At 49.6% G+C, this 21,012-nt stretch carries 23 protein-coding genes and 1 pseudogene; 15 read left to right on the forward strand and 9 right to left on the reverse strand.

Features of this window, described 5'->3' with window-relative positions; all coding sequences use genetic code 11:
* Nucleotides 1-193: 193 nt before the first annotated feature.
* Together ACKWCC_RS13220 and ACKWCC_RS13225 are read left to right on the forward strand one after the other, a co-directional pair.
* Nucleotides 194-829, forward strand: coding sequence for an MOSC domain-containing protein (locus ACKWCC_RS13220; protein WP_413996421.1), 636 nt, complete (start codon nt 194-196; stop codon nt 827-829).
* Between the two features lie 388 nt (nt 830-1,217).
* Nucleotides 1,218-1,577 carry a DoxX family protein gene (locus tag ACKWCC_RS13225; RefSeq protein WP_413996422.1) on the forward strand — a complete coding sequence of 120 codons (360 nt, stop codon included), beginning with the start codon at nt 1,218-1,220 and terminating at the stop codon, nt 1,575-1,577.
* 76 nt (nt 1,578-1,653) lie between these two features.
* Here the strand turns inward: ACKWCC_RS13225 and ACKWCC_RS13230 are convergent, their stop codons facing one another.
* On the reverse strand, nt 1,654-2,247 hold the full coding sequence (locus ACKWCC_RS13230; RefSeq protein WP_413996423.1) for a hypothetical protein: 594 nt from the start codon (nt 2,245-2,247) through the stop codon (nt 1,654-1,656).
* A 217-nt stretch (nt 2,248-2,464) separates the two neighbouring features.
* Between ACKWCC_RS13230 and ACKWCC_RS13235 the strand changes: the two genes are divergently transcribed.
* The 3 genes from ACKWCC_RS13235 (at nt 2,465) to ACKWCC_RS13245 (ending at nt 4,467) form a co-directional block, all read left to right on the forward strand.
* Entirely contained in the window at nt 2,465-3,337 is an 873-nt protein-coding gene (locus ACKWCC_RS13235; RefSeq protein WP_413996424.1) for an AraC family transcriptional regulator, read from the forward strand.
* The gene (locus ACKWCC_RS13240) at nt 3,337-3,945 is read left to right on the forward strand and encodes an alpha-ketoglutarate-dependent dioxygenase AlkB family protein (RefSeq protein WP_413996444.1); all 609 of its coding nucleotides are present in this window, start codon (nt 3,337-3,339) and stop codon (nt 3,943-3,945) included. Before ACKWCC_RS13235 ends, ACKWCC_RS13240 begins: the two co-directional genes overlap by 1 nt.
* Nucleotides 3,946-4,185: 240 nt before the next feature.
* Nucleotides 4,186-4,467: a TIGR03643 family protein gene (locus tag ACKWCC_RS13245; RefSeq protein ID WP_413996425.1), complete on the forward strand. Its 282-nt coding sequence runs from the start codon at nt 4,186-4,188 to the stop codon at nt 4,465-4,467.
* Nucleotides 4,468-4,588: 121 nt separating this feature from the next.
* On the opposite strand, the gene ACKWCC_RS13250 is transcribed toward ACKWCC_RS13245, so the two are convergent.
* Nucleotides 4,589-5,362, reverse strand: a complete 774-nt coding sequence (locus ACKWCC_RS13250; protein ID WP_413996426.1) for a S1/P1 nuclease — start codon at nt 5,360-5,362, stop codon at nt 4,589-4,591.
* Nucleotides 5,363-5,508: 146 nt separating this feature from the next.
* Between ACKWCC_RS13250 and ACKWCC_RS13255 the strand changes: the two genes are divergently transcribed.
* From ACKWCC_RS13255 to ACKWCC_RS13300, 10 genes are all read left to right on the forward strand, one after another.
* A complete protein-coding gene (locus ACKWCC_RS13255) occupies nt 5,509-6,369 on the forward strand; it encodes an SPFH domain-containing protein (protein ID WP_413996427.1) in 861 nt (286 codons plus the stop codon).
* Nucleotides 6,370-6,372: 3 nt separating this feature from the next.
* The gene (locus tag ACKWCC_RS13260) at nt 6,373-6,870 is read left to right on the forward strand and encodes a hypothetical protein (RefSeq protein WP_413996428.1); all 498 of its coding nucleotides are present in this window, start codon (nt 6,373-6,375) and stop codon (nt 6,868-6,870) included.
* Nucleotides 6,857-7,015, forward strand: coding sequence for a DUF4177 domain-containing protein (locus ACKWCC_RS13265; protein ID WP_413996429.1), 159 nt, complete (start codon nt 6,857-6,859; stop codon nt 7,013-7,015). Before ACKWCC_RS13260 ends, ACKWCC_RS13265 begins: the two co-directional genes overlap by 14 nt.
* Nucleotides 7,016-7,154: 139 nt before the next feature.
* The gene (locus tag ACKWCC_RS13270; protein WP_413996430.1) at nt 7,155-8,093 is read left to right on the forward strand and encodes an alpha/beta hydrolase family protein; all 939 of its coding nucleotides are present in this window, start codon (nt 7,155-7,157) and stop codon (nt 8,091-8,093) included.
* A complete protein-coding gene (locus ACKWCC_RS13275; RefSeq protein ID WP_413996431.1) occupies nt 8,086-8,256 on the forward strand; it encodes a type II toxin-antitoxin system antitoxin in 171 nt (56 codons plus the stop codon). Before ACKWCC_RS13270 ends, ACKWCC_RS13275 begins: the two co-directional genes overlap by 8 nt.
* A 62-nt stretch (nt 8,257-8,318) precedes the next feature.
* Nucleotides 8,319-10,517 carry a DUF5916 domain-containing protein gene (locus tag ACKWCC_RS13280; RefSeq protein WP_413996432.1) on the forward strand — a complete coding sequence of 733 codons (2,199 nt, stop codon included), beginning with the start codon at nt 8,319-8,321 and terminating at the stop codon, nt 10,515-10,517.
* 83 nt (nt 10,518-10,600) lie between these two features.
* Complete coding sequence (locus ACKWCC_RS13285; protein WP_413996433.1) at nt 10,601-11,404, forward strand: HAD family hydrolase; 804 nt, start codon at nt 10,601-10,603, stop codon at nt 11,402-11,404.
* A 31-nt stretch (nt 11,405-11,435) separates the two neighbouring features.
* The gene (locus tag ACKWCC_RS13290) at nt 11,436-12,710 is read left to right on the forward strand and encodes a DUF819 family protein (RefSeq protein ID WP_413996434.1); all 1,275 of its coding nucleotides are present in this window, start codon (nt 11,436-11,438) and stop codon (nt 12,708-12,710) included.
* Nucleotides 12,711-12,788: 78 nt separating this feature from the next.
* The gene (locus ACKWCC_RS13295; RefSeq protein WP_413996435.1) at nt 12,789-13,496 is read left to right on the forward strand and encodes a DUF4369 domain-containing protein; all 708 of its coding nucleotides are present in this window, start codon (nt 12,789-12,791) and stop codon (nt 13,494-13,496) included.
* Between the two features lie 177 nt (nt 13,497-13,673).
* Complete coding sequence (locus ACKWCC_RS13300) at nt 13,674-13,829, forward strand: hypothetical protein (protein ID WP_413996436.1); 156 nt, start codon at nt 13,674-13,676, stop codon at nt 13,827-13,829.
* Nucleotides 13,830-13,896: 67 nt separating this feature from the next.
* On the opposite strand, the gene ACKWCC_RS13305 is transcribed toward ACKWCC_RS13300, so the two are convergent.
* The 7 genes and pseudogenes from ACKWCC_RS13305 to ACKWCC_RS13335 form a co-directional block, all read right to left on the reverse strand.
* Nucleotides 13,897-14,166, reverse strand: a complete 270-nt coding sequence (locus ACKWCC_RS13305) for a hypothetical protein (protein WP_413996437.1) — start codon at nt 14,164-14,166, stop codon at nt 13,897-13,899.
* A 50-nt stretch (nt 14,167-14,216) separates the two neighbouring features.
* Nucleotides 14,217-15,185 (reverse strand): type I phosphomannose isomerase catalytic subunit, encoded by a 969-nt coding sequence (locus tag ACKWCC_RS13310; RefSeq protein ID WP_413996438.1) that lies wholly within the window; start codon nt 15,183-15,185, stop codon nt 14,217-14,219.
* A gap of 51 nt (nt 15,186-15,236) precedes the next feature.
* The gene (locus ACKWCC_RS13315) at nt 15,237-15,644 is read right to left on the reverse strand and encodes a 6-pyruvoyl trahydropterin synthase family protein (RefSeq protein ID WP_413996439.1); all 408 of its coding nucleotides are present in this window, start codon (nt 15,642-15,644) and stop codon (nt 15,237-15,239) included.
* A 93-nt stretch (nt 15,645-15,737) separates the two neighbouring features.
* Nucleotides 15,738-16,274: an isopentenyl-diphosphate Delta-isomerase gene (idi, locus tag ACKWCC_RS13320; protein ID WP_413996440.1), complete on the reverse strand. Its 537-nt coding sequence runs from the start codon at nt 16,272-16,274 to the stop codon at nt 15,738-15,740.
* A gap of 84 nt (nt 16,275-16,358) precedes the next feature.
* Entirely contained in the window at nt 16,359-17,312 is a 954-nt protein-coding gene (locus ACKWCC_RS13325; RefSeq protein ID WP_413996441.1) for a PorP/SprF family type IX secretion system membrane protein, read from the reverse strand.
* Nucleotides 17,313-17,317: 5 nt separating this feature from the next.
* Nucleotides 17,318-19,339, reverse strand: coding sequence for a T9SS type B sorting domain-containing protein (locus tag ACKWCC_RS13330; protein WP_413996442.1), 2,022 nt, complete (start codon nt 19,337-19,339; stop codon nt 17,318-17,320).
* 29 nt (nt 19,340-19,368) lie between these two features.
* Nucleotides 19,369-21,012, reverse strand: a pseudogene (locus tag ACKWCC_RS13335) (hypothetical protein); the annotation flags it as partial.

The following is a 21,012-nucleotide window of genomic DNA, read 5'->3' on the forward strand; positions in this document are numbered from 1 at the left end:
GCCGCAGCCCCGCAGTAGGGCCGCAAGGCCCATTGCACGGACTTTTAAATCCGATCTGCCGGATCAAAGATTTCTTTATGGTCATGACCGCCCCTGTTTTTTGTGGGCGGTTTTTTGTTCTTTCTAATTTTTGACACGAAAATAAACGGTGTAAGATCCCTGTATGGTCCCGAGCTTTTTTTATCTTCACCTTATGGAAATCATATCCACCAATATAGGCAGGCCCACCACCATTGCATGGAAGGGGGGCACGGAAGAAACGGGCATCTTTAAATATCCGGTTAACGCCCCCTTGTTTTTGGGCACTACGGACGTTGCGGGAGATACCGTGAGCGATCGCAAGCACCATGCCGGGACCTACAAGGCCTGCTACCTCTTTGCGGCAGACCATTACCCCTATTGGAGAGAACGCTATCCTCATTTAACGTGGGATTGGGGCATGTTCGGGGAAAATTTAACCGTCAAGGGCCTGGACGAATCCCAATTGCGCGTGGGAGATACCTACAGCCTGGGCACCGCCTTGGTACAGATCACCGAACCACGGGAACCCTGTTACAAATTGGGCATACGCTTTAACGACCAGGAGGTGGTTCCGCAATTTGTGGAGCACGGGCATCCCGGCACCTACGTTAGGGTGCTCAAGGAGGGCGAGGTAAAAAAAGGGGATGTGATGCAGTTGCAAGAACGCTCCAACGGTACCTTTACCATATCGGATTTTTACCAATTGTTGTATCAACGGCCCAAACCCCAAGACTTGCTAAAACGCTTTATGGAGAACGAGGCCATACCCCAACAGAAAAAGGATCGTTTTAAAAAATTTCTGAAATAAGGCACCGCCCCCGCCCCTGGCAGGGGACAAAAAGCGGGCGCGAGCTTATTTTTTAATAGGGGTCAGTGAATAAATACGCATTGATTGATCAAGGTAATTGTTTGATTATTGGATGATTGATTATTTTTTTCTGTTGTCAGTTCGAGCGCCCGCGTACCGTACGGGCAGGCAGTCGAGAACCATTCGCCAGACAACAGCGGCTTCGAATGCGCGACTCGACTACAATTCAGGCGGCCGCTCAGCCGGGCGTATTGGCGATGAACTCGATTTAAAATAGGTAACTATGCACTGACCTCTATTTTTTTAACCCAAACCTTTGGGCAACCGATCAAAACGATGGAAAGTTCCGTAAAGACAGTTCTCCGTGCGATCTAACCAATTTTAAGCCATGCTGTATCCCTGGCACTTATATCTTATGGCAGCGCTGTACATCGTTGCGGGCACCATGCATTTTGTGCGCCCCAACATATACCTGCGCATTATGCCCAGGTACCTTCCCGCGCACCGTGCCCTGGTGTTTTGGAGCGGGGTGGCCGAAATTGCCCTGGGCGTGGGCCTGTGCTTTCCCCAGACCAAAAATTGGGCTGTTTGGGGCATTATTTTGATGCTCTTTTTGTTCCTGAGCGTTCATTTTTACATGCTGAAGGGCAAAAAAGAAAGTGCCGGGGTGCCCAGACCCCTGCTCTTGGCCAGGATTCCCTTGCAATTTGGATTGATGTACTGGGCCCATGCCTATTTGGCACTTTAGCGACCATAACGGTAACGGGCACAAAAAAAGGGAACGTTTCCGCTCCCTTCCCCTTTGAAAATCAACTTAAACTAACTTATCTTACCGTAAAGTCCTCACCATAGACCCCGTATCCGTCCGCGATGACCACGCTGTACTCCCCAGGATAGGCCCCAGAAAAGTTAAAGGCCTTTTCTATGAGAAAGCGGTCTTTTACCGTTTCAGAGAAGACTAGGCGTTCTTGGCCATCGTACACCTTGATGTCCACACTGCCCATCTCTTTGTTCAGGAAATTGAGCATGAGCTGTTCCCTTGTTTTTCTAAAATAAGGCTTGCTGTGCTCGCCCTCTTCTTTTATGACGACGGCATCACCTTCCAGAACAATACTGTACAGCACCGTGCTCAGAGCGGTCTCGGTCTTGAGCCAGTATTGCCCATCGGGCAGGTTTTTCATATCGAATTTCTTTCCGAGACTGCCCTCGGTAAGTCGCTCAAAATGAATGGTGTTTTGCTCCGCATCCATTAAGGAGACCGCCACTTTTTCAGATAGTCCGGCCAAACTCAAAACCACTCCCTTGGCCTCTTTGGCGGGCAGAAGGTTCATTTTGGGGCCTTTGGCCATCCCTGTTCCCATGGTAAGGAAAAGGGCCAATACTGTTGTCGCTCTAAGTACTCTGTTCATTGCTTTCATACGTTTCATTTTTTTTGTTTGTATTTGATTACAAGGCAAAATTAGGGTCAAACTACATGCTGTGCTTCATCACAATTTTCCAATATATGTGCTATTTTATCAGCGAAAAAACGTTAATTGGGACAAATGGTTAATTTAGAACATATTTTGGTTAATTTTGTCCTGTTGCACCCAAGTGCGTGCACCTACCTTAGCCTTGTTCAACAGCAAAAAAGAGATGATACAGCAGAAACCCACTTTTGAGGCCATTGCCCCCAGTTTTGGGCACTCGTTCACCTACCAAAAGTTCGATGAGCACCGCCTCAACAAAAACAACATTTGGCATTACCACCCGGAGTTGGAACTGGTCTATGTGAACGGTGGCGCGGGCAAGCGGCAGATCGGGAGCCACGTGTCCTATTACACGGACGGGGACCTCATCTTGATCGGGAGCAACATACCGCACTGCGGCTTTACGGACGCCCTTACCGGAAACACCAGTGAGACCGTGGTACAAATGAAGGTCGATTTTCTGGGGAACGATTTCTTCAACATTCCGGAAATGAAAAAAATTGGGGCGCTTTTTCAATCTGCCAGTGGCGGAATTGCCTTTCACGGCAAGACCAAAAAGAAGATCGGGGAAAAAATGGAGGTCTTGGAGTACCAGACCGATTTTCAGCGCCTTCTTTCCATCCTGAACATCTTGAACGAGCTGGGCCAGTCGCAAGAGTTTAAGCTGCTCAATGCCCAGGGCTTTTCCATAACCTCTGACGTGAAGGACAACGATCGCATAAACGTGATCTTTAACCATGTAAAGAACCACTTCAGGGAAGAGCTGCCCCTGGAGGCCATGGCAGATATGGTGAGCATGACCGTACCTTCCTTTTGCAGGTATTTTAAAAAGATCACCAACAAGACCTTTACCCAATTTGTGAACGAGTACCGCTTGGTGCACGCCAGCAAGCTCTTGGCAGAACGCCCGTTGAGCATTACCGAAGTGTGCTTTGAGAGTGGTTTCAACAATTTTTCGCACTTCAACAAATCGTTCAAGGCCTTTACGGGACAAACGCCCTCTGCCTACAGGAACCAATTGAAAACCGTACTGCAGTGATGAACACCCTTTTTGACCATGAGCCCCTCTCCCTTCCGGATGCGGACATAAGCTACCATCCCAACTTTTTGGACAAGGCCCTGGCCAACACCTATTTTAAAAAGCTCAAGGAAGAAGTGCCCTGGCAGGAAGACGATATCACCGTTTTTGGAAAAACCTATGCCCAGCCCCGGCTCACCGCACTCTACGGGAACAATGGCCTGGAATACCGCTACAGCAACATTGTGATGCGGCCACATCCCTTTTCCGGCACCTTAAGGGAAATCAAGTTAAAAGTGGAAGCCTTGGCCAAGGTACCCTTTACCACCTGCCTCCTGAATTTGTACCGGGACGGGAAGGACAGCAACGGTTGGCACGCGGACAATGAAAAGGAACTGGGACAAAACCCGGTCATAGCCTCCGTGAGCTTGGGCGCGGCCCGTTATTTTCACCTAAAGCACAACCATATTAAGGAAGAACGGCACAAAATACTCCTGCAGCACGGAAGCCTTTTGCTTATGCAGGGCCCCACCCAGCACCATTGGAAGCACCAAATACCCAAAACGGCCAAGCCCATTGGCGAACGCATCAACCTTACGTTCAGGGTGATCAGGGAAGGGCAAAGCTGAGTTTTGACCAAAAACCAAAATGGTGCATCATTGCTGGGCACGTAGCCATCTCCCCGCTGTACTGCAGGCCACAACAGATGGCCGCGTCGCCGGCAGCCTCAATCGTACATTTTCAAATTGCAATGGTTCCCCGCAATGCCGTTTCCCACCATGGCAATATCAACCCATAACAGGCCAAAAGCGCCAAACGGGGTCATCTCCCAAAGTCACTTCCAATTCCCTTCGTATCTTTGCCCTGCTATGAAAAAAGAATTCACGGAGCGGGATCTGGACCGCATCATTGAAATGGCTTGGGAAGACCGCACGCCCTTTGAGGCCATTACCTTTCAATTTGGACTATCGGAACAGGACACCATAGCACTTATGCGCCGTGAAATGAAGCCCAGCAGTTTCAGAATGTGGCGCAAAAGGGTACAGGGGCGTGCCACGAAGCACGCAAAACTTAGGGACAACGAAGACCATCGCTTTAAATGCAGCCGACAGCGCCATGTGAGCGGCAACAAAATCTCCAAACGGAAATAAGACGTGTCATGGAGGGCACCAAAAGGCGCACCCACAACTTTAAAGGATTTCTTCGGTGATTTTAGGGAGGGCGCACGCCATACCTTAATGGCCCCTTGTCCCCTGCCCTACTAGGGCACCATTATTTGAACATATCATTGAGCACCGCTGCCAAACGAATGCCGCCACGCTGCAACTGCTGCTCTACCGTGGGCCACCAGTCATAACTGTAACGGTAACCCAACTTCTCCCCAACCGCCGCGGAGTCATAGACTTTGTTGGCCAATTCTTGAGACTCCTCCACCCAAGTGAGCACATTGCCCTGTTGGATCTGCTTTACCTCCTCCTTGCTCAACCTGGGAAGGTTGGATGCCAGTTCCCTATACCCCATCCCATAATCATTGATCATGTTACTGTCCCAGACCCGGTGCAGGTTGGTGCCCCTGCCAAACCACTGCAACTGTATGTCGTTTCCGCCCTTGTCCTCTTTGCGGCCCACGTGCATGGGCTGGTGCAGATCTCCCATCAGGTGCACCAAAAACTTGAGATAGAAACGCTTGTCTTCCAAGGAGCTGTTCTTGTCCTTGACCACCGCAATGCACTTTTGTATGCCCATGACCACGTCTCCCTGTTCACTGGGCTCCACGTCCGTGTATTTCTTGTCCGCCGGAAAATTCACATAATGCCAGGGGCTGAACTCCCGGTACTTGCGATCGGCCTTGATGTCGTCCCCAAAGGTGGAAACGGCGGCCAGGCTCTGTCCGTTCAACAGCTTGTCTATGGCCTTGCGGGCCTTTCGTGTAAGGTACTGATTGGCCACCTCGCCGGTGACCCTATGCCCGGTCTTGGACCAAATGGGCACTGCGCCCTGGCACAAGGTGGTGGCAACAAGAAAAAGCAATATGAACAAGCGCATGATCTTCCTTTTTTTTTCAAAAGTACCACCTTGACCCTATTCTGTTGTTACCAGATAGGGCTTTTCCCCATTTTTAACAAAAATTTGGTAGATAGCATTTAAATTGATATTTTTATGATATCATTTTAATACTAAACTGACCAATTATGACAAATGAAAAATCCGTAGCCCCCATAAACGGCTACCTTATGTTGTTCTTGTGCCTGGTAATGCTCATTGGCGGCGTGGTGGGCATTGTGAAACTCGGCACCGCCTGGTTTGCCCTACTCCTCTTTTTGGGTCTGGTACTTGCGGCCGGCCTTGTACTGGTGAACCCCAATGGATCTCGGGTACTGCTCCTTTTTGGAAAATATGTGGGCACCATTAAAAAGAACGGACTGTTTTGGGTGAACCCGCTCTATACCAAGAAGAAGATATCCTTGCGCGCCAGTAATTTTGACAGTGAGCGCTTAAAGGTGAACGATAAATTGGGGAACCCGGTCATGATCAGCACCATTCTGGTATGGCGGGTAACGGACACCTACAAAGCTGCCTTTGATGTGGACGATTACAAGAATTTTGTGCGGGTACAGACCGATGCCGCTGTGAGAAAACTGGCCAGCATGTACCCGTATGACAATTTTGCCGATGAGGGCATTGAGGAAGACATTACCTTGCGCAGCAGTGTAAACGAGGTAAGTGCGGCCCTGGAACGCGAGATACAGGACCGGCTGGAAATGGCCGGCATTGAGGTACTGGAAGCCCGCATTGGCTACTTGGCCTACGCCCAGGAAATTGCCAACGCCATGCTAAAGCGCCAACAGGCCACCGCCATTGTGGCCGCACGGCACAAAATTGTGGAAGGGGCCGTGAGCATGGTGGAAATGGCCCTCGCGGCTCTTAGCGAGAAAGACATTGTGGCGCTGGACGAGGAGCGCAAGGCCGCGATGGTGAGCAACCTTATGGTGGTGCTCTGTTCGGACAAGGATGCGGCACCCGTGCTCAACACCGGAACCCTGAACCACTAGGAGATGCGCGTCTTTGAAGAAACACAGCGTTTTACCCAATGGTGGCTCTGGCTTTTGCTGGCCGTGGTCTCCTTGGCGGTGCTGCTGCCACCGTTGAGCCAGCTTGCACAGACCGGAAACACCGATCTAAGGGATTTGGATACGGGCTATTGGATCGGTTTGGGCACCATGGCCCTTGTGGTGCTTCTCTTTGTTTTTATGAAACTGCACACCAAGATAGACGAGCATGGGCTTAGCTACCAGTTCTTTCCCATTCACCTAAGGCCAAAAACCCTGACCTGGAAGGAAGTGGATACCATTGGCGTAAGGACCTACAAGCCCCTGTTGGAGTTTGGCGGCTGGGGATATCGCATAGGCAGGTCTGGAAAGGCCCTGAACGTAAAGGGCAACAAGGGCATACAAATCAAACTTAAAAACGGGGATTCCCTGTTGATCGGCACGCAGAAAATGGAAGAAGTGAGGTTGATACTGAAAAAATACCAACAGGATGAAAGAATATAAAGTAGTGAGCTGGACCATTGGACTTACCAACAACGACCAGCGCTTGGAAGATGCCTTGAACAACCATGCCAAACAAGGCTGGCGATTGTTGCAATATTCAGAACATTCACAACGTCTGGTACTGGAACGCGACAAAAACAGATAGTATTGCAATAAGCAAAAGATGCTTCTCCCCACCTATCCATACACTGTTTGCCCAGTTTTATGTGGGCAAGTTCATGACATAAAAGATACGCGGGTAAAGGCAGTGACCAGTTCCAAAAGCCAAAAAAATCGAGCCTATTATGCTTCGTTATACCTTTTTAATGCTGATGACCCTTTTCCATGCCACCATATTGGGACAGACCGGGGTGTACACTGAAGAAATGGAACTAAAAAATGGTGCCATTGCACTGCCCGGCACCCTGAGTTTGCCAAATACGGACCTGCCCGTTCCACTGGCGATCTTGGTGCACGGCTCCGGCAATGTGGACCGCAATGGCAACCAAGGCCCAATGGTCCAGGGCAATTACCTAAAAATGCTCTCGGACGCACTGAATGCAGCGGGCATTGCCTGCTACCGGTACGACAAGCGCACCGCGCACCTGCCCAACGCCCCACAACTCAAAGGCACGCTTTTAAAGGATTTTGTCGCGGATGTGCAAGTGGCCATAAAACACTTTATGGAAGATGGGAGGTTCAATGGCATTCACTTGGTTGGGCACAGCCAGGGGTCGCTGGTGGGGATGTTGGCCGTGAATGAACAGCTGCGCAGTTTTACTTCCGTGGCAGGGTCTGCCAGGCCCATAGGAGAGATCATCACGGAACAAGTGACCAAGCAGGATTCCACCTTGGGAAGGGTAACGGCGGCGCACGTAAAGGAATTGAAGGAGACCGACACCCTCTTGAAGGTATCGCCCTACCTGATGAATCTTTTTGCCCCCCAAAACCAGCATTTTCTAAGAAATTGGATGGCATACGACCCCAAGGAAGTCATTGCAAACCTCAAGGTGCCCGTGCTGCTCGTTCACGGTGAAGAAGACCTACAGGTAACGCCCGGGGAAGCAAAAGCCCTGCAAAATGCCCTCCCAGCGGCCAAATTGGTCCTTGTGCCCAAAATGAACCACGTTTTAAAAAGCATTGAGAACATGGAGGATAATCTCAAGTCCTATAGGGATTCCAATTTTGAGCTCTCCAACGACTTGGTGAAAGCCCTATCCGCATTTATAAAAACCCATGAGTAAGAAAAAAGCATTTGCCCTGAGAATCAATGAAGAGACGTTGAAGGCCATTGAAAAATGGGCGGCAGATGAGTTTCGCAGCACCAATGGCCAAATTGAATGGATGTTGCTGAAAAGCCTAAAACAGGCCAAACGCGATGTTAAAAAAAACAGGGAAATCAATTGAGTTGTGATTTTTTTAGGATGAAAATCCCTAATTTTGAGATTTAGCCAAACAAAAAACCTCCAATGACCAAGACCTTCAGTGTCTTTGTGACCTTCTCTTTTTCACTGGCCCTTGTTTCCCAAACCACAGAAAAATCCTTTACGGTAAAGTTCACCTCGGAAACCATTGAGTTGGATGGCGCCTTGAACGAGGCGGTTTGGCAAGATGCGGACAGTGCCAGGGATTTTCAACAGTACTTTCCCACGGATTCCATAGGGGCATTGGCCCCAACGGACATAAAAATGCTCTATGACGACAAGAACCTGTACATAGGCATTAGATTGGATACCGAAGGTAGGGACTACGTGATCCCCTCCTTGGAACGCGATTTCAGGGCTGGCGGAAATGACAATATCAGTTTACTGTTCGATACTTTCAATGACGGCACCAACGCCTTTCTTTTTGGGATAAACCCTTACGGGGTACGGCGGGAGGCCTTGATCACCAACGGCGGATCGGGCCTAGGGGGGTTCACCACCTCTTGGGACATGAAGTGGCGGGGCGAGACCAAAATCTATGACAAGCATTATACCGCAGAGCTGATCATACCCTTGACCTCCCTTAAGTTCAGGGAGGGCACCACCAAATGGCGCTTTAACAGCTACCGTTTTGACATGCAGGTCAATGAGCGCAGTACGTGGGTGCGCATTCCGCAAAATCAGCTTATTTTCAACTTGGCCTTTATGGGCGATATGGTTTTTGAAAAACCCTTGGGAAAATCGCGTACGCCCCTCGCCTTGATTCCCTACATCAATGGCATCACCATCAAGGACAATGTGGGCGACGGATCCACCAACAACTTTAAGGTAGGGGCGGATGCAAAAATTTCCGTGGGCAACAGCCTTAACCTGGACCTTACGCTAAATCCCGATTTCTCTACCGTAGAAGTGGACAACTTCATTACCAACCTTACCCGTTTTGAGATTGCCCTACCCGAGCGGCGGCAGTTTTTCATAGACAACAACGACCTCTTCGGGGGCTTCGGTGGCACGCGGGATGCCAACCCATTCTTTTCCAGAAGGATCGGCATTGCCAGGGACACCGCAGACAACACCATTGAGAACAGGATCATTGGTGGGGCCAGACTCAGCGGCAAGATCAACAAAGACCTAAGGCTCGGCTTCCTAAACCTGCAGACCGAGGAAGATGCCGCCAACGGCATCCCCTCCAACAACAACATGATGTTCTCCCTACAGCAGAAAATGTTCTCCCGATCCAACTTGGGGGTATTTTTCATTAATAGACAAGCGGTGAACGCCAGCGGGTTTCTGCCCCAGGAAGAAACCTTTAACCGGGTAGTGGGCCTGGATTACAACCTGGCCACCGAAGACAACAGTTGGATCGGTAAGTTTTACGCCCATAAATCCTTCCAGCCCAATGATAACGAGGGCAATCATTCCCTTGGCTTTTTCTTGGGAAAGAACACCCGCTACTTTTCTGCCTTTGTGGACGCGGTGAAGATAGACGAGGAATTCACCTCTGACCTGGGGTTTGTGCCCCGGAAGGATATTTTTAAGCTGGTGAACATATTTGAGGGCAGGTTGTGGCCCAAAAAGGGAAAGGTGAACAATTACGAGGTACAGCTCTTCAATGAGGTCATTTGGAGGCCAGGGCTCAACTATCAGTACACCGATCATGATATTTCCCTGGAGACCAGGGCGGAGTTCAAAAGCTTGGAAGAGCTGGGCGCAGCCTTTACCAGACGCTTTATTTTCCTTACCGATGATTTTGAGCCCACGGGAAAAGAAGGCGCCGTTCCATTGCCGGGAAACCTGGGGTATACCTTCAGCAATTTTCAGATGGCATTTGAGTCCGATAGGCGAAAAGTGTTCTCCTATTTTCTGGAACCGGCCGTTGGCGGGTTTTTCAATGGAAACCGCTACTCCATGGAGGGGGGCTTCAACATAAGATTGCAACCCAAGGTATTGATCGGCTTTGAGGCACAGTATGACAGATTGGACATGCCACAACCGCATTCCAGTGCAGATATCTGGTTGATCAGTCCCAGGGTAAACATCACCTTTAGCAAGTCCATCTTCTGGTCTTCCCTTTTCCAGTACAGCAACCAACGGGACAATTTTGGCATCAATTCCAGGCTGCAGTGGCGTTTTGCCCCCCTTTCCGATCTATTCATTGTGTACAATGATAACTATTTTGTGAACACCTTTATGCCCAGGACACGTTCCATTAACCTTAAACTCACCTACTGGTTGAACATCTAGGCGGCCAAGGCGGACAACACTGATTTCCAAAGCACCAGAAAGGGAAATCCAAAAGCGAATTTTTCATCGAGAACTCAGATAGCATGAAGGTAAAAGTGATCTGTTCCGATTTGGACGGGACCTTGCTCAGCACCAAGAGCGACGTTTCCCAGACCACCATTGACGCCGTGGCCCACATCAAGGACCATGTGCGCATTATCCTGGTATCTGCCAGAATGCCCAGCGCCATGCAGTATATCCAGAAGGACCTTGGTATTTTAGATGCACCGATGATCTGCTACAATGGGGCCTTGGTCTGTAAAAACGGCAAAAAAGTGCATTCCCGGGAAATTCCCCCCGGCACCGCTGTGGAAGTAGAGGCATTGGCACGGGACAAAGAAGCGCTGTTGGGCCTGTATCACGAAAACGGGTGGTATGTCCCAAACACCTCGGAAAGGGTAACGAAAGAAATTAAGCACACCAAGGTCCAGCCCGTTTATGAGCCCACCAAAACAACCCTGCACCGTTGGGAACAAGAACAAAAGGGAGCACACAAGATCATGGTGATGGCCACCAAGGGGACGGCCGATCCCCTGGAGGACAAACTCAGGTCCAGATTTGCCCACCACCTTCAAATATACCGTTCCAATGACACCCTTTTGGAACTCTCGCCCAAGGGCACCAACAAGGCAACCGCCATTGCCCAGCTCCTTGAACCCGGTGAACATTTGGCCAATGTACTGGCCTTTGGAGACAATTACAATGATATGGAAATGTTGCGCCAGTGCGGCACCGGTGTCGCGGTGCACAATGCCAAGAAAGCGGTAAAAGAAGTGGCGGATCACATCACCAAGAGCAACACGGAACACGGGGTGGCCCATTTCATAAGGACAAAGCTGATTATTTGAGTATATTTGGCACTTTGGCAAAACAATTTCCATGGCAGACAATGGCAACCTCCCCCTCATTACAGATGATACCGTTGGCTTAGGCCTACTGGCCCTTTGTTTGGGGCTTATTTTTTATACGTCCTCCCTTAAAACTGGTTTTTGGAAAAAGTTCTACACGGTGGTCCCGGCCGTGCTCATCTGCTATCTGCTGCCGGCCGTGCTCACCAGTAGCGGCATTCTCTCGGACAAGGGATCCAATCTGTACTACATGGCCAGCCGCTACCTGTTGCCGGCGGCACTGGTGCTCATGACCCTGAGCATAGACCTAAAGGCCATTGCCAACCTGGGCTCCAAGGCCTTGATCATGTTTCTAACCGGAACGGCGGGCATTATCATTGGGGGGCCCATTGCCATCCTGGTGGTCTCCATTTTTTCGCCGGAAACGGTGGGCGGAAACGATTTTGATGCCATTTGGAGGGGACTGGCCACCATAGCCGGTAGCTGGATCGGAGGTGGTGCCAACCAAGCCGCCATGTTGGAGATCTTTCAGTACAATCCGGAAAAATACGGCGCTATGGTGCTCATAGACATTGTTGTGGCCAATGTCTGGATGGCCATAATACTGCTCGGGGTTGGCCGTACCGAAAAGATAGATCGTTGGCTAAAGGCAGACACCTCTGCCATTGAGACTTTAAAGGTCAAGGTCACCGCATTCACTGAAAAAATAACCAGGGTACCCACATTGACAGATTATATGATCATGCTGTCCCTGGCTTTCACGGCAGTGGGAACGGCGCACTTTTTGGGAGACCACATTAGCACGTGGCTCATTAACGGTGTGGAGGCCGTTAGGGACAGTAAGAGCTTCCTTTCTTTCCTGGGTTCCAAGTTTTTCTGGATGGTGGTGATCGCCACCACGGCGGGCATTGCCCTGTCTTTCACCAAGGCAAAAAACTATGAGGGCGCCGGGGCCAGTAAGGTGGGTGGGATCTTTATCTATATCCTGGTGGCCACCATAGGCATGAAGATGGACTTGGGAAAGGTTCTGGAAAACCCGGGGCTCATTGCCGTTGGCTTTATCTGGATAGGCATCCATGCCGGACTTTTGATACTTACGGCCAAACTCATCAAGGCCCCTTACTTCTTCTTGGCCGTTGGAAGCCAGGCCAACGTTGGCGGGGCCGCATCTGCTCCGGTAGTGGCGGCCGAGTTCCATGCCTCCCTTACTTCGGTGGGCGTCCTTTTGGCCGTGCTGGGATATGTGGTGGGCACCGCCGGGGCCCTTCTTTGCGCTTATTTGATGGAAGTGGCCTCTTCCCTTTAAAAAGATGGTTCCCCAGATGACAAAAACCGTGGTCAGTTCATAAAAAATATGGATATTTACGCGCCAAAAAAGTACCTTATGAAAAAAAATGTGCTCCCCCTTCTGATTCTTTTGATCTTGGGTTCCTGTGCCTCTGAAAAAGACGGGGACACCATGTACATAAACGGCAACATCAAAGGTCTCAAAAAAGGAAAGCTCTATCTCCAGCACCTTAGGGACACCCTGCTGGTAACCCTGGATTCCCTTGAATTGAAAGGAGATGGGAATTTTAGTTTTAGTACCCCTTTGGAAAGCCCGGAGGTATTCTATCTCTATTTGGACAAAAAGGACAACAACGACATCAATGACCGCTTGACCTTTTTTGGGGAACGGGGAACCATAGACATCCGTACGGATTGGAACCGCTTTGTGGCAAATGCGGAAATTTCGGGATCCAAAACCCAGGATAAGTGGGAAGAATACCAAAGAACAATGAGCAACCTGAACAAGCGGGGAATGGAGATCATGGTGCAGAGCAACCAGACCGAAGTGCCCCTGACAGAAAAAGAGATGGATTCGCTTGAAATGCTAAGTATAAGGAACATGCAGAAAGGCTATGCTTTTGCCATTAATTTTGCGTTGGCCAACAGGGACAACCACATAGCCCCCTATATTGCCCTGAAGGAAATACCGGATGCCAACCGAAAATACCTGGATTCCATTGCCACTTCCCTGAGCCCGGAAGTGGCCCGATCCAAATACGGGCAGGAACTGCAAACGTATTTGAACCAAAAAGAAGAGGACTGAGCCCCTATCCTCCCATTTTACCCAGACCGTACATTAAATATTCCCCGTGCGGCTGCAAGCCCCGGTAAAATCGGATTGCTCATCCAAGTTCCCAAGCACCACGTCAATGGGGATGCTTCCATCTTAAAAGTCCTTATTTTATGTGGCTTTATACCAGTTCGCGTTTAAAATGCAGCCATGAAAATTGAACTGTTTTTTTGGCCAGGAAAAAGAAAAAGCAGGTATGGCCCTGCTACGGCTCATTTTTATTTTGAAGTAGGGCGAAAAAAGACACCATTTATCGGCCAATTTTCAATGGGGAAATGGTATTGCACCCTTATGACGAAAATCTAGTGCATCATCTGGGTTAAAACTAAAAAAGCACCGCTTCACAGTGCTTTTTGCGATATTCCTATTTTTCTCATCCCAGGGCGTTCACCTGCTCGGCGAGACCCTTGGCCTTGGCCTCCAAATCGTTCCGTACCGCCTTTAAATGGGCTTTTCTATTATCCACTCCGCGGTCATTGACCCGGCCGATTAAATCATCAAACACGGCTATGGCATCATCTATGATCTTTGAACCTTCCTTGGAATCTTTTTGGCCGTTGGCCGCCTCCACAATATACACCGCCTCAATAATGGAACCCAGAACATTGTTAATGTCCTTTTTTAAATCTCTGATACTAGACATACTACTCTATTTTTTTGTAAAAATACAACTTTCAAAAAGCAAAGTGGGTGTTATATGGTAACTTCTAAAAAGGTGGCGCCCGAGGTTTCGATGCCGATCCTTTCGGCACAGGCCGGAACCAAAACGGTTTCTCCCCTTTGCAAGGGCACCCTGCCCTGGGCCGTGTGCACGGCTCCGCTTCCGCCAACACACATCAAGATGGTAAAACTGTCCCTCGTGGCCGTGTCCAAATTATGGTCTTGCGTCAACCTTAAAAATTGGGTTTTAAAATAAGGACAGTCCACCATAGCATTGCTGCGATTGGCATTTGTTTCAAAGGACACCTTAAAATCATTCTTCTTCTTGTAATCTATGGCATCCAAGGCCAAATCGGTGTGCAGCTCACGGAAATTGCCGTCTTTGTCCCTTCTGTTGAAATCAAATACGCGGTAGGTAACATCGGAAGTCTGTTGGATTTCCGCAAGGAGCACCCCTGCACCAATGGCGTGGATTTTACCCGTATTGATAAAAAAGGTATCGCCCTCGGTCACCTGCTCGTAGTGCAACAGGTTCAATAGTCCGTCATTCTCCAGGGCGGCCCCATATTCCTCCTTGGTCACATCTTTGTTGAAGCCCACAATGAGCTGGGCGCCGGGATCGGCATCCATGACGTACCACATTTCCGTTTTGCCAAAAGAGTTGTGCCGTTCCTTTGCCAGTTCATCATTGGGATGCAACTGTACGGAGAGGTCTTGCTTGGCATCAATGAACTTGATCAAAATGGGAAATTCCCGGCCAAAACGCCGATGAACGGAAGTGCCCACAAAATCCGGCCCATAGGCTTCCAACAGTTCTTGTATGTTCTTCCCGGCATAAGCACCGTTGCCCACCACGGAGACATCTCCGGGAACGGTTGAGATTTCCCAACTTTCGCCGGTGGTATCGGTGGGTATCTCTTTTTTTAGGACGTCTCTTAATTTTGTGCCCCCCCAAAGACGGTCTTTGAGGATGGGACGGAATTTAAGGGGATAAGCTTGCATACGGGATGGGTTTGGCCGGGTTATGTAGTGGTGCTTCAAACAACAAAATGTTCAACCGGAATAGGTCACAAAATTGCGCGGTGTTTCGTAGAGCACCACTTCCAGCTCCAGGGCAGCATCCAAGTGGGGCCTCAGTTTTTGCCAAGTGACCACGGCAATGTTTTCGGCCGTTGGGTTCAAGTTGGCGAACTCCGGCACCTCCACGTTCAGGTTTTTATGGTCAAAGGCATTTTCAACATGCTCCTTGATCAAATCCTTGAGAACCTTTACATCTACCACGTAGCCGGTTTCAGGATCAATTTTTCCGGTAACACTCACCACAAGCTCATAATTGTGCCCGTGGAAATTGGGGTTGTTGCATTTCCCGAAAACGGAATCGTTCTTTTCAAAAGACCAATCCTTTCTGTACAGACGGTGCGCCGCATTGAAATGTGCCCTTCTACTTACCTTTACCTTCATTCCTTATTATTTTCTGTTTGCAACGGGATGCCACTAGAGGTTTAAGCCCTACCCACAAGGACAGGTACACCAAATTTGACATGCCTTATGCCTCTATTGCTGTTCTGCGTTCTGAAAAACGTGCTGATAAAAACGATCAAAGATAATTTTGAACCAGGCCGTGTATTTTTTTGGATTTTGGGCCATATCCTCTTTGATGGCCATTGGTGTCATCCATTTCCAACCACCCACCTCGTCCAGATTGATGTTGGGCTCGCCATTGTAACGACCGATCATGACGTGATCCAGCTCATGCTCCGTGAGACCATTGTCAAAAGGGGCTTTGTAGATAAAGGAAAAAAGCTCCTTGAGCTCCGTGGAGAAGCCCATTTCTTCCATAAGCCTCCTTTTACCAGCCTCCACATTGGTCTCGCCAACCCTTTGGTGGCTGCAGCAGGTGTTGGTCCAGAGCAAGGGGGAGTGATACTTGTGGGAAGCCCTTTGCTGTAGCATCACTTCGCCCTTTTCGTTGAGAACAAAAACGGAAAATGCCCTGTGAAGCCTCGCCTTCTCGTGGGCCTCCATTTTGGGCATGGTGCCTATCTGCACGTCATTTTCATCAACCAAAATAACCTTTTCTTCCTTCTCCATGGGACAAAAATAAGACCTTTGCCCCAAATCTGCCCCCGAAGCACCCAAAGAAACTAGGACGTATTGCCGTTTTTTAAGATAAGTTTAAAAGAATCTTGGAGACCGCAGGTTGTTTTTGGTGAAAAGAAAATCGTACCGTAGAATGATTTCAAAGGAACCATCATTGAAAGCGGCCGCGCCCAATTCCGTGGTCTCCCGGTCATAGGCCAACCCAATGAGCATATTGTTGGATAGGTTGAAGCCCACCAAGGCACTGAAGGCGGCGTCCCATCTGTAGGCGGCTCCCAGAATGAACTTGTCATTGAACATAAAATTGGCCGACAAATCTACCTGCAATGGAGCCCCTTGGGTCATTTTGGTGAGCACGGTGGGCTTAAACTTTACATTGCGCCTCCATTCCCAAACGTACCCCGTCATCAGGTAAAAATTCATTTGTTCCCTTGCGGTGGACAATGAGGACTCCTCAAAATGGGTGGTCTGCAAGAATCTGGGCACGGACAGTCCCGCATAGAAACGATCGGTATGGTAATATACCCCGGCACCAAAATTTGGGGTTAGCCTATTGTCAATGTCCTGTTGCAGGGTCTGGTCCGGTGCAAATTGGTTAAGCTCGGAAAACCTAATGTCCAATAGATGGGCACTGGCCTTTAGGCCAAAGCTCAATTTTCCCTCACGGGAAGTGGGCACGGTATAGGAGAAATCCAAATCAAAACTGGTCTCGGACGTGGGCCCTATGTTATCGTTCACCACCGAGAGCCCCAGGCCCACCCCCTTATACCCAACGGGTGTATGGATGTTAAAGGTCTGGGTTTCCGGCGCACCATCCAGTCCCACCCATTGGGAACGGTGCAGGGCACCAATGCTCATATGCCCCCTTGAACCGGCATAGGCAGGGTTAATACTAATGGTATTGTACATGTACTGGGTGTACTGTGCGTCTTGTTGGGCTTGCCCAAAAAAGGTCATGAGCCCAAGAACAAGGAGCACACCGTATGGCAACGTTGTTCGTTTTTTATATGATGAAATGGAACTTGCCATAGTGTTTATCTGTTTATATAGATGTAACCGGTAAGACTTCTTGGATTGCCTTCAGACACTTCATAGTCCAGGATATAGAAGTAGGTGCCCACCGGCAATTTGTTGTCCGCGGCCACTGTGACCCTTCCGGTAGAGGTACCGTCAAAGACATTTCCGGCAGTGCCATAAGCGTTGGTGGAATACACCAGTACGCCCCAACGGTTATAAATCTTGAGGGAATTGGTGGGGTAGTTTTCCAGACCCTCTATTCTAAGTACGTCATGCACCCCATCCCCGTTGGGCGTGATCACGTTGAATACCTCTATGGTCTCCCCCTGCTGGCCCAGGTCTGGATCCAGGTAGTTGGGTATGCCGTTGCCATTGCTGTCATCATTGGCGTAGTTGCCGTCTCCGTTCAAATCTTCGTCAATGGTGGCGATACCGTCGTCATCGTCATCGGTGTCCCTATAATCCGACTCCATATCACTGTCCGTGTTGGGCAGTTCATTGAGGGGATCGGTGATTCCCTCGTTCACCAGATTGTCCACCAAGTTGGCTCCTTCAAAGGCGTCATCAAGGCCATCATTGTCCTGATCGGTACCCACTGCGGTAACATCGGCGATACCATCGCCATTGAAGTCATGGGCCTCAATTCTATCGGGAACATTATCGTTGTCGCTGTCCTCGTCCACAAAATCGGGCAGACCGTCCAAGTCCGTATCCTCGGGTACGAGGCCAACATTGCCATTTTCCTCATAGGCATCATCAACGCCATTGCCATTGGCATCCTCCCCACTGGGGGCAATGTAGTTGGTGGTGTCCTGGGCTTCCACATTGTCGGGAATACCATCGTTGTCACTATCAATATCCAAGAAATCGGGTATTCCGTCCCCATCGGTATCGGTGGGGTCGGTAAGGGGATCGTTGTCGCCATCCAGGTTCAAATCCTCAAAGGTGTCCACTATGCCATCGTCATCACTATCCAAATCGGCCCCTGACGGACTCACGATCACCGTTACCGAAGTGGTACTGCAATTTCCGTTGTCGTCGCAAAGCGTATAGTTAAAGGTATCCGTTCCCACAAAAGCATTGTTTGGGAAGTAAGTGGCCACATCGTCCGATGGGTCGTTTGGCGTGCCATTGTCATCTATGGTCACGGAGCCGGCCGTGGGCTGGGTAACACTGAAAGTACCCAATGTGGGCACATCATTGTCGTTCAAAAACAGACCGTTCAAGACACTGATCTCATTTTCAGCAATGGCAATATTGTCAGGCAACGCGTCCACAATGGGCAATACATCAATGGTCACGGTGGCCGTACTACAGTCTCCGGCCGTGTTGCAGACCGTATAGTCAAAACTGTCAGGACCATTGTAATCCGGGGTTGGCTCGTAGGTAAGCACATCATCCATAGGATTGTTGGGGGTGCCCCCGTTATCCAATGAAACGGTTCCGTTCAGGGGATCTGTGAAGGTCAATGTACCCTCTGTTGGTAAATCTGCATCATTCCCATAGATATCCAGAGCGAGCGGCACATCCTCATCCGTGGTCACCAGGTCATCCAGCAAATTGGCTGCCTGCTGCAAACAGACCACGGTAAAGTTGGGCAGGTCCACATTGTTTCCGGCCTTGTTCACCGTGGCCGTGTACCTTACCACGGAAGATGTGGCGGTTACCGTGGGCGACTGGGGATTCCCCGATACTGCGGGAGACCAGGTCACGGTGGCCAAAGCGGGCACATTTGCCGTAATGTCCAATGTTACCTGATTGTCCGGCGTATTGCAATCGGTCACTATGAAATACCCCGTGGCGTTGGACCCGCACAAGGTACCATCATAGGTGGCAAAATAAATCCCCGGGGCCGTTACCTCCAAGAAAAATTCCGTTCCCAAAACCGTGGCCGTGTCCGATGCCTCGTACCATTGGTAGTTGTTTTCATCGGTACTATTGGGCGCCTGCAATAAAAACTGTGCATTGGACACCAATGTACCCAGCACCGTAAAAACAATGCATAGGATCAGAACTTTATATGTAGTGATATGTTTCAAATCGATCTGAGGTGGTTGCCGTGATTAAATTATTTTACTACAAACACTACGTTAATGAGCGAATTGTAATCTGCTGGAGGCGCAATGACATCGTAGGTCATAAGCCCATTGGCATCCACACTAACATTGGCAAAAACATTGGTATCAAAAAAGGTCACGTAATAATACAGTTCCGTAGCTCCGTAAGTGGGTATGGCCGCCGGTGCCCCAGCACTGGCCACTGCCGGCGTTGCGTACTGGTTTGTATATTCTGTGTACAAGTTCAAGGTTCTGCCCGTTCCCGTTGTTGAGGCGTCCACAGCAATGGACGGCGGGTAAAATATACGGGCCGACTTTGAAACGATGGGAGCAATATCCTGTATCACATCTTCCACGGTAGCCTCTGTATTACCGTCACCATCCACATCCACGGGCGTATCGGAATTTACTTCAGATGCTGTTTGTATTTCGTTGGTAGCGTCCGCATCCGCATCACGAATATCCACTATGGCATTCGTACCACCTGAAATGGCTACTTCCACACTTTGGTTGGCAACGCCACCTGTTCCAATACTTAGGTTTTGGTTGTCACTGTTGACTACTACCGATTGTGTGGATAATACCCCTGAGGCATCAGCCACGACCATTCTAGTGCCCACTCCGGATAAATCCGAAGATGTAATCTGACCGCTATTGGTTACCGTAAAATTACCACCACTGTAGGTGCCTGCTGCATTCCCGGTTACCCCTAGGGTAATTCCACCTTCCGACCAAAAATCATTATCGGTAATATCCACACCCCATAAAGGTGCACCTTCATCTGTCTTGCGTCCAGATATCCAATATTTATTGGCCCCAGGATCAGTGCCTGTATTGGCTAATTCAATCAAACTAAAACCATTATCCACATTTGATATGGTGCCACTTTTTACTACCTTAAAAACTGAACTATGATCTTGACTGCCACCACCATTATCCAAATCTGTAATGGTAAAGACATCTTTTTCTCCAGTAGTACCATCGCTGGAAGTAAAACTAAAGGCATCTACGTTAGCTGTGTTGGTGAAAGATCGTAAGTCTACCGTATTGCCCTCCGATATGGTGAGATCTGTGTTTAACCAACTTAGTGTTTGGTCATCTGTACTCGCTCCAGCAAGTTCGGCCAGAGCCCCTTCCACATCCGTAGCCGTAAAATTACCAGCGGTATCAGTTACGGCCACCTCTCCTGCGTTCTGGTCGTCACTTCCTAGAGCTGATAACGGAACATCAAAATTGACACCGGCTTCCGTAATTCTTAAATCTGTGCCATTTACGCCAAAAGATGTAATCAGTTCATTACTAGGGTCCGCATCGCCATCTCTAATATCAACCACTGCATTCGTCCCACCTGAAATGGCTACTTCCACACTTTGGTTGGCAACGCCACCTGTTCCAATGCTTAGGTTTTGGTTGTCCGTATTGTCCAGGAACGGGGTCAGGTCAACGGTACCGCCGTCCTCCAGGGTCAGGATGTTGCCCGCGGCCAGGCTCAATGCCTGGTCGTCCGTGCCGGCCGCCGCCAGTACCGCGGTGAAGTCCACCGTCTGGGTGCCACCGTCCTCCAAGGTCAAGGTGAGCACGTCCGTTGCATTGTCAAGGCTGAAGGCCGTGATCTGTTGGTCGTCCGTGTTGTCCAGGAAGGGGTTCAAATCCAC

The organism is Maribacter aquimarinus (assembly GCF_047345505.1).
GTDB lineage: Bacteria > Bacteroidota > Bacteroidia > Flavobacteriales > Flavobacteriaceae > Maribacter.

Excerpts from the sequence above, each read along its gene's own strand:
- ACKWCC_RS13220 (WP_413996421.1), top strand. The coding sequence starts at position 194 with ATGGAAATCATATCCACCAATATAGGCAGGCCCACCACCATTGCATGG.
- ACKWCC_RS13225 (WP_413996422.1), top strand. The coding sequence starts at position 1,218 with ATGCTGTATCCCTGGCACTTATATCTTATGGCAGCGCTGTACATCGTT.
- ACKWCC_RS13230 (WP_413996423.1), bottom strand. The coding sequence starts at position 2,247 with ATGAAAGCAATGAACAGAGTACTTAGAGCGACAACAGTATTGGCCCTT.
- ACKWCC_RS13235 (WP_413996424.1), top strand. The coding sequence starts at position 2,465 with ATGATACAGCAGAAACCCACTTTTGAGGCCATTGCCCCCAGTTTTGGG.
- ACKWCC_RS13240 (WP_413996444.1), top strand. The coding sequence starts at position 3,337 with ATGAACACCCTTTTTGACCATGAGCCCCTCTCCCTTCCGGATGCGGAC.
- ACKWCC_RS13245 (WP_413996425.1), top strand. The coding sequence starts at position 4,186 with ATGAAAAAAGAATTCACGGAGCGGGATCTGGACCGCATCATTGAAATG.
- ACKWCC_RS13250 (WP_413996426.1), bottom strand. The coding sequence starts at position 5,362 with ATGCGCTTGTTCATATTGCTTTTTCTTGTTGCCACCACCTTGTGCCAG.
- ACKWCC_RS13255 (WP_413996427.1), top strand. The coding sequence starts at position 5,509 with ATGACAAATGAAAAATCCGTAGCCCCCATAAACGGCTACCTTATGTTG.
- ACKWCC_RS13260 (WP_413996428.1), top strand. The coding sequence starts at position 6,373 with ATGCGCGTCTTTGAAGAAACACAGCGTTTTACCCAATGGTGGCTCTGG.
- ACKWCC_RS13265 (WP_413996429.1), top strand. The coding sequence starts at position 6,857 with ATGAAAGAATATAAAGTAGTGAGCTGGACCATTGGACTTACCAACAAC.
- ACKWCC_RS13270 (WP_413996430.1), top strand. The coding sequence starts at position 7,155 with ATGCTTCGTTATACCTTTTTAATGCTGATGACCCTTTTCCATGCCACC.
- ACKWCC_RS13275 (WP_413996431.1), top strand. The coding sequence starts at position 8,086 with ATGAGTAAGAAAAAAGCATTTGCCCTGAGAATCAATGAAGAGACGTTG.
- ACKWCC_RS13280 (WP_413996432.1), top strand. The coding sequence starts at position 8,319 with ATGACCAAGACCTTCAGTGTCTTTGTGACCTTCTCTTTTTCACTGGCC.
- ACKWCC_RS13285 (WP_413996433.1), top strand. The coding sequence starts at position 10,601 with ATGAAGGTAAAAGTGATCTGTTCCGATTTGGACGGGACCTTGCTCAGC.
- ACKWCC_RS13290 (WP_413996434.1), top strand. The coding sequence starts at position 11,436 with ATGGCAGACAATGGCAACCTCCCCCTCATTACAGATGATACCGTTGGC.
- ACKWCC_RS13295 (WP_413996435.1), top strand. The coding sequence starts at position 12,789 with ATGAAAAAAAATGTGCTCCCCCTTCTGATTCTTTTGATCTTGGGTTCC.
- ACKWCC_RS13300 (WP_413996436.1), top strand. The coding sequence starts at position 13,674 with ATGAAAATTGAACTGTTTTTTTGGCCAGGAAAAAGAAAAAGCAGGTAT.
- ACKWCC_RS13305 (WP_413996437.1), bottom strand. The coding sequence starts at position 14,166 with ATGTCTAGTATCAGAGATTTAAAAAAGGACATTAACAATGTTCTGGGT.
- ACKWCC_RS13310 (WP_413996438.1), bottom strand. The coding sequence starts at position 15,185 with ATGCAAGCTTATCCCCTTAAATTCCGTCCCATCCTCAAAGACCGTCTT.
- ACKWCC_RS13315 (WP_413996439.1), bottom strand. The coding sequence starts at position 15,644 with ATGAAGGTAAAGGTAAGTAGAAGGGCACATTTCAATGCGGCGCACCGT.
- idi (WP_413996440.1), bottom strand. The coding sequence starts at position 16,274 with ATGGAGAAGGAAGAAAAGGTTATTTTGGTTGATGAAAATGACGTGCAG.
- ACKWCC_RS13325 (WP_413996441.1), bottom strand. The coding sequence starts at position 17,312 with ATGGCAAGTTCCATTTCATCATATAAAAAACGAACAACGTTGCCATAC.